Annotated in this window: 18 protein-coding genes; 9 read left to right on the top strand and 9 right to left on the bottom strand. The window is 71.2% G+C overall.

Annotated elements, in window-relative coordinates; genetic code table 11:
- Nucleotides 1–3 precede the first annotated feature (3 nt).
- From OG871_RS36715 to OG871_RS36700, 4 genes are read left to right on the top strand one after another with little or no spacing between them, the layout of a single operon-like run.
- Nucleotides 4–960: a carbohydrate ABC transporter permease gene (locus tag OG871_RS36715; protein ID WP_371502776.1), complete on the top strand. Its 957-nt coding sequence runs from the start codon at nt 4–6 to the stop codon at nt 958–960.
- Complete coding sequence (locus tag OG871_RS36710) at nt 960–1,796, top strand: carbohydrate ABC transporter permease (RefSeq protein WP_371502775.1); 837 nt, start codon at nt 960–962, stop codon at nt 1,794–1,796. Before OG871_RS36715 ends, OG871_RS36710 begins: the two co-directional genes overlap by 1 nt.
- On the top strand, nt 1,793–2,782 hold the full coding sequence (locus tag OG871_RS36705; protein ID WP_371502774.1) for a zinc-dependent alcohol dehydrogenase family protein: 990 nt from the start codon (nt 1,793–1,795) through the stop codon (nt 2,780–2,782). Before OG871_RS36710 ends, OG871_RS36705 begins: the two co-directional genes overlap by 4 nt.
- Entirely contained in the window at nt 2,779–3,786 is a 1,008-nt protein-coding gene (locus OG871_RS36700; protein WP_371502772.1) for a carbohydrate kinase, read from the top strand. Before OG871_RS36705 ends, OG871_RS36700 begins: the two co-directional genes overlap by 4 nt.
- Before the next feature lie 177 nt (nt 3,787–3,963).
- On the opposite strand, the gene OG871_RS36695 is transcribed toward OG871_RS36700, so the two are convergent.
- The 3 genes from OG871_RS36695 to OG871_RS36685 form a co-directional block, all read right to left on the bottom strand.
- Nucleotides 3,964–4,197, bottom strand: a complete 234-nt coding sequence (locus OG871_RS36695) for a VOC family protein (protein WP_371502770.1) — start codon at nt 4,195–4,197, stop codon at nt 3,964–3,966.
- A 539-nt stretch (nt 4,198–4,736) separates the two neighbouring features.
- Entirely contained in the window at nt 4,737–5,126 is a 390-nt protein-coding gene (locus OG871_RS36690; RefSeq protein WP_371502769.1) for a hypothetical protein, read from the bottom strand.
- A gap of 832 nt (nt 5,127–5,958) precedes the next feature.
- Nucleotides 5,959–6,504 (bottom strand): DinB family protein, encoded by a 546-nt coding sequence (locus OG871_RS36685; protein ID WP_371502767.1) that lies wholly within the window; start codon nt 6,502–6,504, stop codon nt 5,959–5,961.
- 188 nt (nt 6,505–6,692) lie between these two features.
- On the opposite strand from OG871_RS36685, the gene OG871_RS36680 reads away from it, so the two are divergent.
- Nucleotides 6,693–6,848, top strand: a complete 156-nt coding sequence (locus OG871_RS36680; protein WP_371502765.1) for a transposase domain-containing protein — start codon at nt 6,693–6,695, stop codon at nt 6,846–6,848.
- Nucleotides 6,849–6,889: 41 nt separating this feature from the next.
- Here OG871_RS36680 and soxR read toward each other — a convergent pair whose 3' ends face one another.
- Nucleotides 6,890–7,354 carry a redox-sensitive transcriptional activator SoxR gene (soxR, locus tag OG871_RS36675; protein ID WP_371502763.1) on the bottom strand — a complete coding sequence of 155 codons (465 nt, stop codon included), beginning with the start codon at nt 7,352–7,354 and terminating at the stop codon, nt 6,890–6,892.
- A 95-nt stretch (nt 7,355–7,449) separates the two neighbouring features.
- Between soxR and fdxA the strand changes: the two genes are divergently transcribed.
- Complete coding sequence (fdxA, locus tag OG871_RS36670; RefSeq protein ID WP_371502762.1) at nt 7,450–7,773, top strand: ferredoxin; 324 nt, start codon at nt 7,450–7,452, stop codon at nt 7,771–7,773.
- Nucleotides 7,774–7,872: 99 nt separating this feature from the next.
- On the opposite strand, the gene OG871_RS36665 is transcribed toward fdxA, so the two are convergent.
- Entirely contained in the window at nt 7,873–8,691 is an 819-nt protein-coding gene (locus OG871_RS36665; protein WP_371502761.1) for a hypothetical protein, read from the bottom strand.
- A 180-nt stretch (nt 8,692–8,871) separates the two neighbouring features.
- Here OG871_RS36665 and OG871_RS36660 point away from each other — a divergent pair, with 180 nt between their 5' ends.
- Nucleotides 8,872–8,994 (top strand): hypothetical protein, encoded by a 123-nt coding sequence (locus OG871_RS36660; RefSeq protein WP_371502760.1) that lies wholly within the window; start codon nt 8,872–8,874, stop codon nt 8,992–8,994.
- Nucleotides 8,995–9,218: 224 nt separating this feature from the next.
- Here OG871_RS36660 and OG871_RS36655 read toward each other — a convergent pair whose 3' ends face one another.
- On the bottom strand, nt 9,219–9,698 hold the full coding sequence (locus OG871_RS36655) for a hypothetical protein (RefSeq protein ID WP_371502759.1): 480 nt from the start codon (nt 9,696–9,698) through the stop codon (nt 9,219–9,221).
- Nucleotides 9,699–10,065: 367 nt separating this feature from the next.
- Complete coding sequence (locus OG871_RS36650) at nt 10,066–11,403, bottom strand: PLP-dependent aminotransferase family protein (RefSeq protein ID WP_371502758.1); 1,338 nt, start codon at nt 11,401–11,403, stop codon at nt 10,066–10,068.
- Between the two features lie 88 nt (nt 11,404–11,491).
- On the opposite strand from OG871_RS36650, the gene OG871_RS36645 reads away from it, so the two are divergent.
- Nucleotides 11,492–12,115, top strand: a complete 624-nt coding sequence (locus OG871_RS36645) for a DJ-1/PfpI family protein (RefSeq protein ID WP_371502757.1) — start codon at nt 11,492–11,494, stop codon at nt 12,113–12,115.
- Nucleotides 12,116–12,405: 290 nt separating this feature from the next.
- Here OG871_RS36645 and OG871_RS36640 read toward each other — a convergent pair whose 3' ends face one another.
- Nucleotides 12,406–13,911 carry an aminotransferase class I/II-fold pyridoxal phosphate-dependent enzyme gene (locus tag OG871_RS36640; protein WP_371502755.1) on the bottom strand — a complete coding sequence of 502 codons (1,506 nt, stop codon included), beginning with the start codon at nt 13,909–13,911 and terminating at the stop codon, nt 12,406–12,408.
- 74 nt (nt 13,912–13,985) lie between these two features.
- Between OG871_RS36640 and OG871_RS36635 the strand changes: the two genes are divergently transcribed.
- Nucleotides 13,986–14,885, top strand: coding sequence for a LysR family transcriptional regulator (locus OG871_RS36635; RefSeq protein WP_371502754.1), 900 nt, complete (start codon nt 13,986–13,988; stop codon nt 14,883–14,885).
- 158 nt (nt 14,886–15,043) lie between these two features.
- Here the strand turns inward: OG871_RS36635 and OG871_RS36630 are convergent, their stop codons facing one another.
- A complete protein-coding gene (locus tag OG871_RS36630; RefSeq protein ID WP_371502753.1) occupies nt 15,044–16,534 on the bottom strand; it encodes an alpha/beta hydrolase family protein in 1,491 nt (496 codons plus the stop codon).
- Nucleotides 16,535–16,916: the final 382 nt, after the last annotated feature.

Here is a 16,916-nt window from a genome sequence, read left to right as displayed (position 1 = left end):
CACATGAACACAGCCTCCCCACCCGACGCCCTGAAGGCATCCGCGTTGTTAGGCCGCAGCCGCACGGCACCCGCCGAGCACCGCCCGCGCGGGGCCTGGGCGCGCCGCGCACCGCTGCTCCCCGCCCTGATCTTCATGATCGTGGTCACCCAGCTGCCGTTCGCCGGCACCCTGGTGATCTCCTTCATGCGCTGGAACGCCCTGGACCCGACGGACCGCGGCTTCGGCGGACTCTCCAACTACGCCCACGCGCTGAGCGACCCGGCACTGCGCGCGTCCATCCTGACCACCGTCGAACTGACCGTCACGGTCGTCGCCGTCAGCCTCCTGCTGGGGCTGGGCACGGCACTGCTGCTCGACCGCCGCTTCCTCGGCCGCGGCCTCGTACGGACGATGCTGATCACCCCGTTCCTGGTGGTGCCGGTGGCCTCGGCACTGCTGTGGAAACACGCGCTGTACAACGCCTCCTACGGCCTGTTCGACGGCCTGCTCACGGCGGTCGGCGGCAGCGACGCCCCGCAGCCGGACTGGCTCTCCAGCCTGCCGCTGCTGGCGGTGGAGGCCTCCCTGGTGTGGCAGTGGACGCCGTTCATGATGCTGATCCTGCTCGCCGGGCTGCAGAGCCGCCCGCTGGACGCCGTCGAGGCGGCGCGGGTCGACGGTGCCAACGCCTGGCAGATCTTCCACCACATCACCCTGCCGCACCTGCGCCGCTATCTGGAGCTGGCCGCCCTGCTCGGCAGCGTCTACGTGGTGCAGAACTTCGACGCCGTCTTCACCCTGACCTCCGGCAGCCTGGGCACCGCCAACCTGCCGTACAGCGTCTACCGGACGTTCTACGAGGCGCACGACTACGGCCAGGCCTCGGCGGACGGCGTGATCGTGGTCGCACTGACCACGATCATCGCGACGCTCGCGCTGCGCACCGTCCTCTCCCTGTTCCGAGAGGAGACCCAGTGATGACCGGCACCCGGGTGCGCCGCACCGACAACCTGCTCGGTCTGGCCGCCTGGCTCGTCGGCCTGCTGTTCCTGCTCCCGTTCGCCTGGATGGTGCTCACCTCGCTGCACAGCGAACCGGACGCCGCGACCAACTCGCCGAGCGTGGCCGCCCCGCTGACCCTCCAGGGGTACCGCGAGTTCTTCGGCGCCGGGACGGGGGTGAGTCCGTGGCCGCCCCTGATCAACTCGTTGACCGCGAGCGTGCTCTCCACCCTCCTGGTGCTGGCCCTGGCCACACCCGCCGCGTACGCGCTGTCCATCCGGCCGGTCCGCAAGTGGACCAACACGCTGTTCTTCTTCCTCAGCACCAAGATGCTCCCGGCCGTCGCGGGCCTGCTGCCGGTCTACCTGATCGCGCAGAACACCGGTCTGCTGGACAACATCTGGCTGCTCGTCGTCCTCTACACCTCGATGAACCTGCCGATCGCGGTGTGGATGATGCGGTCGTTCCTGGCCGAGGTGCCGAAGGAGATCCTGGAGGCAGCCGCCATCGACGGTGCGGGGCTGCCTGCGACGCTGCTGCGCATCCTGGCCCCGGTGGCCGCCCCCGGCCTCGCCGCGACCGCGCTCATCTCCTTCATCTTCAGCTGGAACGAGCTGCTGTTCGCCCGGGTCCTGACCGGCGTGGTCGCCGGCACCGCACCCGTCTTCCTCACCGGCTTCGTCACCAGCCAGGGGCTCTTCCTGGCCAAGGTCTGCGCAGCCGCCGTCTGTGTCTCCCTGCCGGTGCTCGCCGCCGGTTTCACCGCCCAGGACAAGCTCGTCCAGGGCCTCTCCCTTGGAGCAGTCAAGTGAAGGCAGTCGTCATCAGCTCCCCCGGCGTGCTCGGCATCGAGAGCGTCGACGACCCGTCGCCCGGCCCCGGCGAGGTGGTGGTCGAGGTCGCGGCCTGCGGCCTGTGCGGCACCGACCTGCACATCCTGGGCGGCGAGTTCGCGCCCAGCCTGCCGCTGGTGCCGGGCCACGAGTTCGCCGGAATGGTCGTCGCCCTCGGCGCCGGGGTGAGCAACCTCGCCATCGGCGACCGGGTCGCCGTCGACCCCTCGCTGTACTGCCACGAGTGCCACTACTGCCGCCTCGGCCGGGACAACCTCTGCGAGCGGTACGCCGCCATCGGCGTCACCACTGCGGGCGCCGCGGCGGAGTACGCCGTGGCCCCCGCCGCCAACTGCGTCCGGCTGCCCGAGCACATCGCCGTCGAGGACGCCGCGCTCATCGAGCCGCTCTCCTGCGCGGTGCGCGGCTACGACGTCCTGCGCACCCGGATCGGGGCCAGCGTGCTCATCTACGGCTCCGGCACCATGGGCCTGATGATGCTGGAACTCGCCAAGCGCACCGGGGCGGCCTCCGTCGACGTCGTCGACCTCAACAGCGAGCGGCTGGCCACGGCCGACCGGCTCGGGTGCAGCCGCACGGCCGCCCGCGCCGAGGAGTTCGACCAGTCCCGCGGCTGGGACGTGGTCATCGACGCCACCGGCAACGAGCGCGCGATCCAGGACGCGCTCGGCCGCGTCGGCCGGGGCGGCACCTTCCTGCAGTTCGGCGTCGCCGCCTATGCGGCCCGCGCGATCATCGAGCCCTACAAGATCTACAATCACGAGATCACCATCACCGGCTCCATGGCCGTGCTGCACAGCTTCGAGCGGGCCGCCGCGCTCTTCGCCTCCGGGGTGCTGGACCCCCGGGTCTTCATCAGCGACCGCTTCCCGCTCACCGACTACGCCACCGCCCTCGATCGCTTCGGGGCGGGCCTGGGCCGGAAGATCCTGGTCACCCCGTGACCGGGCACACCCCGCCCGGGGCCGTTCTGGTGGTGGGCGAGGCGCTCGCCGACGTGGTCGACTCCCCGGGCGGCCGGCGCGTCCACCCGGGCGGCAGCCCCGCCAACACCGCCCTGGGCCTGGCCCGGCTCGGCCGACGCGTCCACCTCGCCACGCGACTGGGCGACGACGAGTACGGCACCGTGATCCGCGACCACCTGGCCCGCGGCGGCGTCGCACTCGCCCCCGGCTCGGTCGGCGCGTGGCGGACCTCCACCGCCACGGCCGTCCTCGACGGCGAGGGCCGGGCGACGTACACCTTCGACGTCCACTGGGACCTCTCCCCGCGGATCACGGATGGCATCGCCGAGCGGACCGGTGAACCGACCGGTGAGCCGGTCGGCGGGCGGGCCGGTGGCCGGGAGTTCGGGCATCTGCACACCGGGTCCGTCGCCGCCCTGCTCGACCCCGGCGCCGCCCGGGTGCTGGCCATGGTCCGCGGTGCTCCGCCGGGCGTCACCGTCTCCTACGACCCCAACCTGCGGCCGGCGCTGCTTGGCAGCCCGGAGCAGGAACGGCCCCGGGTCGAGGGGCTGGTGGCGCTCAGCGATGTGGTCAAGGTCAGCGACGAGGACCTGGACTGGCTGTATCCGGGGGCGGACGCCCGCGAGGTCGCCGCGTCCTGGGCGCGCCACGGCCCCTCCCTGGTCGTGCTGACGCGGGGTGCGCGGGGGGCGAGTGCCTTCTGGCGGCACGGGCACCTCGACCTGGCCGCCACCCCGGTCGAGGTCGTCGACACCATCGGCGCCGGCGACGCCTTCATGTCCGGCCTGGTCAGCGCACTCCTGGAGGGTGGGCTGCTGGGCGCGGGCCAGTTCGGGCTCGTCCGGGCGACGAGCCAGGAGCAGCCGGCCGCGGCGCTGGTGACCGCCCTGGAACACGCCGGTCGCGCTGCGGCCCTGACCTGTACCCGGTTCGGCGCGGACCCGCCGACCCGTACCGAGCTGGCGGCCTTCGCGCCCTGACCCCGGGCGTCCCCGCCGGCCCCCGCGGCGGTGGCGCCGTTGGTGGGACCAGCATCTGGTCACCGCTACGGCGCACACGGCCCGGCGGCTCGCCGGGCCGGGCACCCGCATGCAGGCCCGGCCCACGAGCGGCGCCTACGCGCCCGAGCCTCCCCCGCCGTCGTTCGCGTAGGCGTCCTACAGCGCCTGGATGTCGGTCTTCCTCATCTGCAGCATCACCCGCGTCACGCGCTGGGCCCTGGCCGGGTCCGGGTCGCCGAGCAGCTCCATCAGCCGCCGGGGGGTGATCGGCCAGGACGGAGCGGCCCACAGCCGGTCGACCTCCGCCTGGTCCCAGTCGACCTGGAGCGAGATCGCCTCGGTGAACGGGAACAGCGGACCACCGTTGAGTGCGACGTAGTGCTCGGCCACGTCAGATTCATGGCGCTCGTACCCGCGGCCCACCCCCTCGCCGGGCACGCCGAGCTGAGCGCGTCCGAACTGTCCGCCACCGGCCTGCTCACCTGGCCCCACCAGATCAACAGCGGTCTCTGCGACCGCCTCCTGTCCGCCTTCCACATCGGCGGAGCCGACCTGCGCGATGGTACCGAGGGCCCTGTTGGCGGCGGAGTTGCCGGGATTTCGGTCATGGCGCCCGGCCCGGCCACGGCGGCGCTCACCGTCCCCCGCGACGACGACTCCGAGCAGGGCGGGCCGCGCCCGCCCGCACCCTCGACGAACCGGTGGAGACGGCGCCGTCGCTGCGTCCGCAGCTGCGAGCAGGCGCCGGGCGCACGCGAACGCCGCCGCCGGCCGCCGGGGCGACCAGCGCGATCGGGACCGCGGCAGCGGCCGTACGGGAAACCTACGACGAACTCATCCGTCCGCAGGTCCACCACCGCTGGTGATCTGCCGCAGGTAGGCGGCGGCCCCGAGGCCGAGGCAGGCGCCGGGCCGCCGCACGGAAGCGGTCAGGTGGCCGGTGCCGGGGCGGGAGCCGCGTCGGGCCGGGCGGTCGCCGCCGGTGCCGCCGCGTTCGCCGGGGCCGATGATGCGGCCGGCCGCATCATCAACTCGCTGCTCTGCCGCGCCTGTTCCATCTGCGGGGCGACGGCCGCCGCAGCGGGCTGCTCCAGGGCCGGGTTGCCCCGGGCCCGTGCGGGCGCGGCCGATTCCGGCCGGGTGCTCAGGACGTGGCTGGCGGCCTCGTCGAGGCTGACCGCGCGCTGCAGGCGGGTGGCCAACCTGCCGGCCTCCCGTCCGAGGGAGGCGACGTCGTTCCAGCTGAGTGTGAGGACGACGCGGAGTTCGGCATTCCCGTCCGGCAGTGCGCGGAGGGGCGAAATGGGCAGATCGTTCACGGGACCATCCTGGCTTCGGTGCGGACGACGGACGACCGGTGCGGCCGCGCGTTCATAGGGGAAGAGAGGAATTTCGGCGAACCATCCCGCCACTTTGCACACCTTTTACCTCCGGGTGGCCCGAACGCGGTCGCGCCCGGGACTCCCGGGAGCCCTCGCAGGGAGAACCCGCACACGCGGCCAGGCCCGCGCCGAACTCGGCCCACTCCGCGCCACGCTGATGATTCGGCCCTTTCAGCAGATGATTCGGCCCTTTCAAGGGACGGGCACCGCAGCCGCCTGCCCGCCCTGCCGCGGGCGGTGCCGGAGCAGGCACGAGACGCAGTACGGGGCCACTTCCCCGGTGCGCCGATGCGCTGGCGGCGGCTGCGTGGCTGGCCCCGCACCGGGGGCCCGGACGGGCGCGAGCGGGCCCCCGGCGAGCTCAGCGACCTGCTTGGGACACTCCCCGCCGCCCTCACGACCACCGTCACCGGCAACACCTTCCACGCGTCCGCGAACATCGCGATCGGTGCGCGAGCCGGCCCTGCGCGACGGCGTACCCGCCCGGGTGCTGCTGCTGGCCCGCTCGGCCGGGATCTGGTGGCAGGGCCTCGCCCCCTGGATCGGAAAGACCCTGCCCACGCCCGCCGACGCGGTCCGGCTGGTCGTCAGCATACGCACCAGAGCAGAGATCGGATCCGGCCACACGCGCCCAGGGCACGTGCCAGCACACACAGCCTGCCAGCGGATTCGGGAAACGATCAGCCGACCTGCATCACGATGACGGCTGCGGTGCGCCGAGCCCTGACTGCGATCTGAGGCTCTCTCGAGTGGGCATGACCGGGGAGTGTCAGCCCATGCTCTTGGCGCCGTCCAGGGCCTCGCGGATGATGTCGGCGTGACCGGCGTGCTGGGCGGTCTCGGCGATGACGTGGAGCAGGACGCGGCGGGCGGACCACTCGGTGTCGGCGTCGAACCAGGGCGCCTTCGGCAGCGGGTGGGAGACATCCAGGTCGGGCAGGGTGGCGACCAGCTCGTCCGTGCGGCGGGCGGCCTCGGCGTAGTCGGCGAGCACACCGGCCAGGGTCTCGCCGGGCAGCAGCCTGAAGCTGTCCTGGCGGTGGGCCCAGTCCTCCTCGGTCATGGCGGTGAAGTCCGGCATCGCGGACGGGCCTTCGAGGATGAAGCCGATCCAGCTGTTCTCGACCCCGGTGACGTGCTTGACCAGCCCGCCCACGCAGAGCTCGCTCACGGTGGAGCGCTCGGCGGCCTGCGCGTCGGTCAGCTCGTTCGCGGTGAAGCGCAGGAAGTACCGCGCCTTACCGAGCTGCTCCAGCAGGTCGGCGCGCTCGCCGGTGAGGGCCGGGGTCCGGGGCTGGGTGGTGGGCTCGGTCATGGTCTCTCCGCCTTCGTGAGGTGTTGTCCGTCGACGAGAGACACAGTAGGCACCGTCTAGGTCAGATCCTGACCTAGATCCAATGCCCGCTGACTTTGGCCTGCTCGTCTCGTTTGTGGTGGTGTGGCGACGGTGGGGCAGGCCAACTCGGCTGCGGGTGAGCGGTTGTCGGACCGGATCGCGATCGGGTGCTGACCCCGGTGTTTCCGCCGGGTCTGGTCGATGGGGTGACCGCCGAGACCGGGCGGACCGACCAGCGCAGTCGGCTGCTGCCGGCGCGGGTGGTTGCCGGGTGCCGCAGGGGCGACTCCCGACCCTCAGGGGTCGAGGGAGCCGCGCGCTGATCCGGCAAGATCCGGAAGAGAGGACCTGGACCCGGAACCCCTTACAGGCGTCGGGGTCCGGCACCGTCCTCGGCGAGTGCGTCGCCCGGGTTCAGCAGGGCGCATGCCTTCATCGAGAGGCAGCCGCAGCCGATGCATCCCGTGAGTTCGGCCTCGAGCCGTTCGATGGTCTGCCGGCGCTCCTCGAGGCGGCGCTTCCAGCCGCGCGAGGCACGCTGCCACTCGTGGTGGCTCGGCGGCCGGTCGAGCGGTACGTCGGCGAACGCCTCCCGGAGGTCCTGCAGCGGGATGCCGATCCGTTTCGCCACCGAGATCAGGGCGACCCGGCGCAGCATGTGTCGGGGGTAGCGGCGCTGGTTGCGCTCGTCGCGTTCGGACGCGATCAGGCCGAGTTCCTCGTAGAACCGCAGGGCGGACGCTGCCGCCCCCGTCCGCGCGCTGACCTCGCCGATGCTCAGCCAGTCGTCGGGGGTGGCCCTGGCATCGCCGGGCTGATGGGTCGTCATGCACCGCCTCCTTTTGACCTCAAGTTTACTTGAGGCCCTACGGTCGGCTGCGCCAGAGCGGCAAGCAGCACCGACCCGGAGAGGACGGCAGCCCGATGACGTTTGTGATCGCCCTGCCCTGTGTGGACGTCAAGGACAAGGCATGCCTGGACGAGTGCCCCGTCGACTGCATCTACGAAGGGGAGCGGATGCTCTACGTCCACCCCGACGAGTGCATAGACTGCGGCGCCTGCGAGCCGGTCTGCCCGGTCGAGGCGATCTACTTCGAGGACGACACCCCGGAGCCGTGGCGGTCGTTCAACACGGCGAACGCCGAGTTCTTCACCGACCTCGGCTCCCCCGGCGGCAGCGCGAAGCTCGGCCTGATCGAGAAGGACCATCCGATGGTGGCGGCGCTGCCGGTCCAGGACACCGTCTGACCCGCCGGGGCGCCGGCCCCTCTCTTCCGGACCTTGCCGGATCAGCGCGTCGTTAAGCGCCCGGCAAGGTCCGGAAGAGAGCGCCAGGACGACGTCCCGTCAGGAGCGACCGAACCAGCGGCGCGTGGCCCGGGGCGGGGGCGCGGCGCCATTCGCCGGGGCCACCGACGGGTCGTCGTACTCGCGGGAGATCACCTGGACCTGGCCCGACTCGACGTCGTGGCGCACCGTGTCCAGGCCCTGGCGGTCCAGCTGGGCGATGGTGTCGGCGTGGGTGGTGGTGTTCAGGGCGAGCATCCCGACCTTCGGGTGCCTCCGGCCGAGCTTCACCTCCTCGCCGAGCAGGATCTGCATCAGGCGGTCGGCGGAGGCCGAGGGCAGGTCCTCGTCCACGGCGACGTGCAGCATCAGGTGTTCCTCGCCGCTGGCCCGCCACCGGACCTGCGCCACCCACACCGAGCGGACGGCGGGGAACTCGCGGACCCGCCGAACGAGTGCGTCGCGCAGGGCGACCGCCACTGGGTCGGTGGACCGGTCGAGCGTCATTTCCGCCCCGGACCCGAAGGCCGCCCAGTCTCGCAGCACCTGCTCGGGAAAGATCGCCTGCCCGTTTCCGGAGCGGACCCCGAGCACGGCGACGCCGGTCTTCTCCAGGATGTCCCTCAGCCGCGCCGCGTCACAGTGCACCATCCCGGCGGCCGCCGGCAGCAGTTGCTCGCCGAGCGCCGCGTCGGTGAACCCGAGCAGCGTGGGCGGCTGCTCGTCGTCGGGGAGGAACATCACCGATCCGGTGTCGGTGACGGGAACGAACACCCCGCCCTCGAACAGCGCGGCGAGCATCGCCTCCGGCGCGGGCTCGTGCCCGTCCGCCCGGCGGTCGAGAAGGTCGTCGAGACGTACGTTCGAATGCTCGATCACGCATGCAGCGTAGTGCCTGTACGGCCGCCGCCGGCCCCACCCCATCGGCATCCGACCACCGGTCCGCGCGGGCCTCCCCGGCTACGAGGGGCGAAGGCACCCCCGGTGGTGGTGGGCCAGGGATGCCCGCCGGGCTGCTGCGGGCGGGCAGGAGCAGGAGAGATGTGGGGCGGTGGGACGATGTCCGACAGCGAGCTGGAGCTGGGCCCGAAGCGGCAGACGGTGTACCCGGCCCTGCTGGAGCTGCAGGGTCAGCCGCTCGTTGGCGCGTGGTGGCCGTGGTGGCGTGCGAGCGCCGGGTAGGCAGTGGTGGGCCGGCCGCGGGTGGTCGCCGATCAGGTCGGGGGTCACACGGGCGAGCCCGGGGTCCGGACGATCGAGGCGCATGCTGACTTGGTCGGAGGCAGCCTCCACGGCCGCCCAGGCGCCAGCCGCGTGCGCCCCCACCAGCTCAACCCAGCCGTCCTCGCCCTCCGAGGCGTCCGGGGGGGGGTGACATCGGCCGGTCGCGGCGGGGCGGGCGCGGCTCAGGACGCCCAGGTGCGGCGGCGTGCGCGGTACGCCGTCAGTGCGGCGGCGGTGAGGGCGGCCAGGGCGAGAGTCAGACCAGCTACCAGGACCGGGTTGACCCAGGACGGGACCAGTTCGCCGTCGGGGCCGCAGCGCATGCTCAGTGGGAACGTCCGGGTGGTGATCCGGTCTGCCGGAAAGCCTATGACGTTGCAGTACTCGCTCTCGGACATCCACCACGGACCCGACATCAGACCGGTGCTGACGGCCGCGTACGCCGCGGAGAGACCCAGGAGGGACAGCCGGCCGAGTGTGCCGGTGTCGAGGGGCGGCCGTCGTTCGCGACGGGCGCGCAGGACCCGGTGCGCGACCACGAAGGCACCGATCAGGAAGAGGACCGGTGCGATCACCGGGCCGAAGAGGACGAGGCCGGCGACGACCATGCCGGCGTCGTCGTCACCGGAGGCCGTCTGGAGCAGAGAGAGCGCTTGGGACACGAACGGGTGGACGCGCCGCCGGTGCCGAACGGTTCCCCGAGCAGGGCAGGAGGCGCCCACAGAGGCTCCGTCCATCGCAATCGACGACAGCCACCAGGCAACGGGCGCGCTTGTGGTCCTGACGCCGATGAGGCGGGGGCCGGCCGAACGCGGCGGCCATCGACACGTGCCGGCTCGCGCAGCACCGCGTGCGGGCGGGCCTGCTTCTTGGCCGGGCGGCGGGCCTGGACCGCACGGTTCACCTCGATCGTCACACCGTCAGCTCATGCCGCCCACAACGCTGCTGGTCACAGCGCCGCCACCATCACGCACCAGGTCGTTGGCGACCTTGGCCCGGGGTGTCGGGAGTCGGCTGGTCGAGTGGAGTTCAGGCGTAGGCGTCCTCGATGGCGACTCGTCGCACTGTGCGCAGCGCCGACTGGAGACTGTCCAGATCGGTCGAGCCGAGAGCGAGGCGGAGGGCCTGTGGTGTGTGGTTCGAGGTGGCGAAGGGCTCCGCCGTGCTGACCGAGATGTGCTGACGCGCGAGGGTGGCGGTCAGGCGATCGGCGCGGGCGTCGTCGGGCAGCGTCAGCCATGTGAAGTAGGACGAGGGGTGGCTGATGAGTGGTAGGCCTGCCAGTTCTTGTCTGGCGAGTGCTTGGCGGGCCTTGGCGTCGCTTCGTTTCTGCGCCTCCAGGTGGTCCACCGTGCCGTCCTCGAGCCAGCGGCAGGCGATCGCGGTGGTGAGGGCCGGGGTGTTCCAGGTCGTCACCCGAATCGCCCGCTCGAGCGCCGGCACCCTGGATGGTGGGGCGACGACGAAGCCGACCCGGAGGCCGGTGGCGACGCTCTTGGACAGTCCCGAGACGTAGATGGTGATGTCCGGTGCACTTGCGGCCAGCGGCGGTGGAGGATCCTCGACCAGGAAGGCGTATGCGGCGTCTTCGATGATGAGCGCACCGTACTGCCGGGCAATCTCGATCAGACGGGTGCGGTCGGTTGCCGGCATGACCCACCCCAGCGGGTTGTGCAGGGTTGGCATGGTGAAGATCGCGCGCACAGGGCGGGTCGCGCACAGCTTCTCGAGGGCATCGAGGTTCGGCCCGCCGGTAGTTGTGGCTATGGGCTCCAGGTCGAGATGAAAGGCATGCGCGAGCACCTTGAAACCCGGGTAGGTGAGTGCGTCGACCGCGACGACGTCGCCGGCGTTGAGCGCGGCCATGACGGCGATGCTCAGGCCGTGCTGCGCACCGTTGACGATGAGGATCTGATCCGCGTCAGGGGAGATTCCTCGACGCCTCAGGTGCCGCGCGATCGAGGCCCTGTCCTGGGGACGCCCTCGATGTGGTTGGTAGCGCAGCAGCGAGTCGAGTTCACCGGAGGTGGCCACCTCTCGCAGGGCCTGCCGTAGGAGATCGGCTTGGCCGGGCAGCGACGGATAGTTGAAGTTGAGGTCGACCGCATCCGTGGCGACGGCTTGCTGATCGATGCCGTGACCGGCGGGGACCGCGATGTCACGCACGAACGTGCCGCGGCCCTGTTCCCGGCTCACCAGGCCCATCGCTTCCAGCTCGGCGTACACCCGGGTCGCGGTTACCACGGCGATGCCTTCGCTGGCGGCGAGCCCGCGGTGTGTCGGCAGCCGCACGCCTGCGGCGAGCCGGCCTGTCCGGATGTCGGATGCGAGCGCGTCGACCAGGATTTTGTACCGCGAGGCTGCCACGCACCGCATTGTATCCATGACAATTCTTTGACTGTCCTGTTCGCGGGTTCCTACCGTCAGGTCCCACCCATCCGGAAGGACAGTCGCCGTGCACATCGCCATCCTCACCTTCGAGGGCTACAACGAGCTCGACTCCCTGATCGCGCTCGGCGTGCTCAACCGCATCAAGACCGACGACTGGCGCGTCACCATCGCCGCCCCCGGCCCCAAGGTGACGTCGATGAACGGGGTGGTCATCGAACAGATGTCCACTCTTGAGGAGGCGTGCGCCGCCGACGCCGTCATCGTCGGCAGTGGCATCGCCACCCGCGAGGTCGTCGAAGACCAGGCGATCATGAACATCCTGCGCGGCCTGGACCCCTCGCGCCAACTCATCGCCGCGCAGTGCTCCGGCGCGCTCGTGCTGGCCAGGCTCGGCCTGCTCAACGACATCCCCGCCTGCACCGACCTGACCAGCAAGCCCTGGGTCGTCGCCGCCGGCGTCGAGGTGCTCAACCAGCCCTTCTACGCCAAGGACAACATCGCCACCGCCGGCGGCTGCCTCGCCTCGCACTACCTCGCCGCCTGGATCATCGCCCGCCTCGAGGGCAACGACGCCGCCGAAAGCGCCCTGCACTATGTCGCCCCTGTCGGCGAGAAGGAGGAATACATCGAGCGCGCGTGGCGCAACCTGACCCCCTACCTGCCCGCTCCAACACCGACGCTCGTCTGAAACGACCAGTCGCAGGCAGTGACCGGCCAGGAAGCCGTTCCCCCGGCAGCCTGGCCGGTCGCTCGCAGCCCGAACACCCAGGGGTGGCGATCTGCCGTTCGATGAGGACGGCGAGCTCGGGAGGGAGGAGAGAGGAGAACGGGGTACTGACTTATCGTCAGGTGGGCGTCGCCACCGTCCCCGGCGAAGCGGGCCCTGCTCGCCCCGACGACCGGGATCTGTGGAACCGGAGCAGACCCCGGCCGCCGGGCGGGCCCGCCATCCGCCTCGGCGCGCGCCGCAAGGCGCCGTCAGGGCCGGGCGACGACTCGGAACCGATCGAGCAGCGGGTCGTAGGCGCCGCGGACGAAGCCGGACGGTGCGGCGGCCATGGTGCGCAGGTAGTCGATGACCTCTGCCGTCAGGACCTCACCCGGGAGGACGTTCGGGATTCCGGGCGGGTAGGCGGCCAGCGAGTCAGCCGAGACACGGCCCGCCGCCTCGGCGAACGGGACGACGGCCGTGTCGGCGAAGAATGCCTCCTGTACTCCCATCACCCGATCCCCTGGCGAGGGCAGGCGGACGGCGTTCTCGCGTGCTGTGCCGAGAAACGGGAGGTCATCCAGCGCCTTGAGGAATCGTTTCGGATCGGTGGGCGAGGTCGCACCCACAAGCAGAAGCAGCGTCGCCGGGGTGGCCAGCTCGGTGTAGATCCGGTGGTCCGTGATGAGACGATGCTGCGCCTGCTGCCCGGAGATTCCCGCCCCGCGCAGGTCAATGGCGATCTTGAACGGGTCGAAGCCGGCCGTACCAGGACTTGCCGCGATGTCGCCCGTGGCATCACGGAACCGTGCACTCGCCCGTATCCCGCTACGGATCGCCTCCGCCGAGGCGAGCGCGGCACCGATCGCCCGGGCGCCGTCAACGACGAGGTGCCGCCGGGTCTCATCCAGAGATGCAAGCAGGAGCGGGCTGCAGCTGGTGGACTGGTACGACCGGACGACGCGGTCGACGAGTTGCTCGATCCGCTGCGCGTGATCGCTGTGGCCCAGGTGAAGCATCGCCGACTGGGTGAGGGAGCCAGCCCCCTTGTGCGTACTCGAGATCACGAGGTCGGCGCCCAGACGGACGGCGTTCACCGGGAGCTCTGGGTGCAGCCCGAAATGGGCACCCCACGCCTCGTCGACGATGAGCGGCACACCGTGCGCGTGGGCGGTCCTGGATATCCCCTCGATGTCGGCGACCGCGCCGAAGTAGCTGGGGCTCACGACGAACACGGCGGCGGCGTCCGGGTGCTCGCGCAGCGCCTGGTCGATCTGCGCTGCGGTGACGCCGTGGGCAGCGCCGAGACCGCTGTCGACGGCCCCTTGGACGAAGTGCGGCACAAGCCCGACGTGGGCGATGCCGTCGACGACACTCGAATGGACGCTGCGCTGGACGACCACCTCGACGCCGAGCGCACGTGCGACGGTGGTGGCGATGTGGTTGCCACCGGATGCGCCGTTGGTCAGGAACCATGCTCGGCGCGCTCCCCAGGCTTCCGCGGCGAGGCCTTGCGCCCGCCCGAGCGGCGTGGGGCGGCCGGGCTCGGCGATTCGCCAGCTCTGCTGATCGACGCTGGCCACGCTCATCGGGAAGTCCAGCGACAGAACGCCTGCGCCCAGCAGAGCCGCAACGCCCGGGGCATTGCCCTCGCGCCCTTGATGAGCAGGCACATGCAGCCGCTGCCAGTCGATCCGGGCGAGCGAGCGGAGCGCGTCGGCATAGGGAGCTTCCACGTGCTTCAAGAGTTGTGTGCTGGCATCCACTGTCGTCATGCGCAGGAGAGTAATCACACCCAGCCATCGGCGGAATATCAAGAAATAGCACTCTTGGTCATATAATCTATGCCGTGATTCAGCCGCAGCAGCTTCGCGTTCTCCTCGCCGTCCGCGACAGCGGTTCACTCAGCCGCGCGGCAGAGACACTGGGGTACGGGGTTCCGACCATCTCCCATCATCTCGGCGCGCTGGAGCGGCACTTCGGCGTGAAGCTGGTCGAGCGGGACCGCCGCGGCACCCGGCTCACCCCGCTCGGAACAGCGTTCGCCACCGAGGCGGAGCAGATCCTGGAACGCATCGAGCAGGCCGAACGGCTCGTCACGGCGCACCGGGACGCAGGCCTGGCGACCTTGAGGGTCGGGACGTTCGCATCGATCGGATCACGGCTGCTGCCGGCCGCGATCCGAGAGCTCCGAGGACGTGCCCGGGTCCAGGTGGAAGTGGTCGAGGCGGAACCGATCGAGATCGTGCGCCTGCTACGCGGAGGAGAGGTGCACGCCGGCCTCATCTACGACTTCGCGGACGATCCCGCCTTCGTCTCTCCCGACCTCGAGCTGACCGTGCTGTTGGATGAGCCCTATCAAGTGCTGGTCGCCCGGCACAGCGCTCTCGCGAGGCTGCCCGAGCTGGATTTCTCGGAGCTGGCGGACGTGGACTGGGTTTCCAGCCGAGACGAGGGCGAGGCATCGGACCGGGTGCTGCGCCGCGTGTGCCGGTCGGTGGGGTTCGATCCGCGGGTGCTGATGCGCACGGACGACCTGAACATGATCCACGGTCTCGTCGCCGAAGGGCTGGGGGCCACACTCACCACGGCGGTCGCGGTGGACACCCGCTTCCCGGTCGAGTTGCGGGCCACTGTCCAGGAGCTGGGCATGCGGCGGACATCGTTCGTGCGGCGCAGCGGCACCGTTCCCGCAGTCGTCAAGGAGTTGCAGCAGATCCTGATCAGACACACGGGCTCCGCGGAATGAACCGATGGTTCACGCTCGGGCGGGTCAAGACGACCCGGTCGAGCGGTGAGGGCGACGCCGGTACGTCGTCCTCACCGCCGAGCAGTAGCGGCCCGGACCGCTGCCCGCGACCGACGGTGTCGTCGGCATCGATCTGGGCATCGCAAAGGAACAGCTGGTCAGCGGCTGTTGTCCGGGTGGTAGACGCTGAGGTTGCCGTAGGCCGGCAGAACGCCGGCCAGGTCGCCGGGTCTGTCTTGCAGAACGGCATCCAGGAAGGCGAGGGTGGCTGCGGCGACGACGCGCGGGCTCTCGGTGCGGCCCAGGGAGCCGACTATCGAGGGCACGGGCGGCAGGTACAGGGGGCCGTCCATGAAGGTGAGGTGTGCGGCGCCGGGGATGGTGAGCCGGTAGCTCGTCGCGGTGCTGAGCTTGAGGGCCTCGGTGAGGCGAGGTATGTAGCGCGGGTCGGTTCCGGGGGTGATGGCCTGGGTGAGCGCGAGGGTCGGCTGGTGGAGCGAGGGGGAAGTGGGGCCGTGGGGATAGCCGTCCAGATCGATGACGGCGTCGAACCGGCGGTCCTGCCGGGCGGCCTGAAGGGCGGCAGCACCACCCATGGAGTGGCCGGTCACCGCGACCCGGCCGGTGTCCAGGCGTCCGGTCAGCGGGTCGGCGATCTCACCTCGGTCGAGATGGTCCAGCTGGGTGAGGACGAAGCTGAGGTCGGCGGCCCGAACAGCCGTCCAGTCAACCGCCAGCTCGTCGTCCTTGTCCGGGTCGCCGGTCGAGGCGATCTCGGTGCTGATCGTTCGGCCGTCGGCGAGGACGACGGCGGCGGAGTCGTACGGGTGGTCGAGGGCGGCGACCACATAGCCGTGGCTGGCCAGTTCTTCCGCCCAGGCGGTGTTCTGGGTGCGCACTCCACCTGACCCTGGAGAGAACAGCACGACCGGGAACCGTTCGCCCCCACCGGCCACCGGGGCGTCGAAGACCGAATGGGTGTGGGCACGCGGGGCGCCGTCGACCAGGAAGCCAGGCAGGCCGACTCCGCGGGCGAGGGCGTCGGAGACGGTGCGCGCCTCGTGCTCCGTGCGTCCGAGGTACTGGGCCCGCTGCGCGTCTGTGGGGCCCTTCTGCGCGGGGTACCAGAGCTGGATCACGACCGTGCGCCGGTCGTCCGGATCGGCGGTGAAGGTCTCGGGGCGGAGCGGGTCGGTCCACTGCACCACGCGGGTGCCGACCGCGAAGTCGCCTGACGGTTCGGGGAACACGGGTACAGGAAAGGCCCAGGCGGCCACCGGGCCCGTGGCGATCAGGCCGACACAGGCCACCGATCCTGGCAACGCCAGCCACCATCGGGCCCGCCACGCCGGTCGGCTGGCAGGGCGTCGCAGCAGGGGAGAGAGCGCGAACGGCAACGCGACGGCAGCGCCTGCCAGTACCGGCATCAGCTGCCAGCGGATCCCCGCCACGCTCAGCAGGATCACGGACGGCACGAAAACCGCCGCCGCCGCGATCGTGACGCGTGGGCGGGCGGCAGGGGGAAGCCAGCGCGCCACCACCAGCGCGACGGCACCCAGCAAGGCAAGGATTTCCAGGGGGGACATGTACAGCCCCGTGATGATCTCGGTCACCCGGCCATACTCGGCGCTGGATATGCGCCGCCACATCGATCCCGGGACGCCATCGTGTGCGACCGGGGTCGCAATCCGAGGCAGGTCCCTGTGCAACCGGAGTAGCCGTCGAGCACGCCAGATCAGCGGCCGCCCTACGACCACGGGAGGTAGTGGGACTCCTCCTGCGGTCGCATCCCGGCACGGTGCCATCAGACGGTGGGCGCATGTGCTTCGCGGGCCCGCGGCCTACCGTGACAGGGCCGCGGTACGTGCCGGGCGGCGCGAGGCGTACGTGCCCCGTACGAGACGCGGCTCCGGCTGTACGCGGTGGTGGCCCCGGCCGGGGCCACCATGATGCCGAATCGACAGGGACGTGTGATGAGCGAGGCGGCCGCGGCACCCGGCACTGCCCACCCGGTGCGCTACCGGGACCGGG

The organism is Kitasatospora sp. NBC_00374 (assembly GCF_041434935.1).
Lineage (GTDB): Bacteria > Actinomycetota > Actinomycetes > Streptomycetales > Streptomycetaceae > Kitasatospora.
This window is presented reverse-complemented; position numbering and strand designations above follow the sequence as displayed.

Excerpts from the sequence above, each read along its gene's own strand:
- OG871_RS36715 (WP_371502776.1), top strand. The coding sequence starts at position 4 with ATGAACACAGCCTCCCCACCCGACGCCCTGAAGGCATCCGCGTTGTTA.
- OG871_RS36710 (WP_371502775.1), top strand. The coding sequence starts at position 960 with ATGACCGGCACCCGGGTGCGCCGCACCGACAACCTGCTCGGTCTGGCC.
- OG871_RS36685 (WP_371502767.1), bottom strand. The coding sequence starts at position 6,504 with ATGACCGAGCCCACCACCCAGCCCCGGACCCCGGCCCTCACCGGCGAG.
- soxR (WP_371502763.1), bottom strand. The coding sequence starts at position 7,354 with ATGACGACCCATCAGCCCGGCGATGCCAGGGCCACCCCCGACGACTGG.
- fdxA (WP_371502762.1), top strand. The coding sequence starts at position 7,450 with ATGACGTTTGTGATCGCCCTGCCCTGTGTGGACGTCAAGGACAAGGCA.
- OG871_RS36660 (WP_371502760.1), top strand. The coding sequence starts at position 8,872 with ATGTCCGACAGCGAGCTGGAGCTGGGCCCGAAGCGGCAGACGGTGTAC.
- OG871_RS36640 (WP_371502755.1), bottom strand. The coding sequence starts at position 13,911 with ATGACGACAGTGGATGCCAGCACACAACTCTTGAAGCACGTGGAAGCT.
- OG871_RS36630 (WP_371502753.1), bottom strand. The coding sequence starts at position 16,534 with ATGTGGCGGCGCATATCCAGCGCCGAGTATGGCCGGGTGACCGAGATC.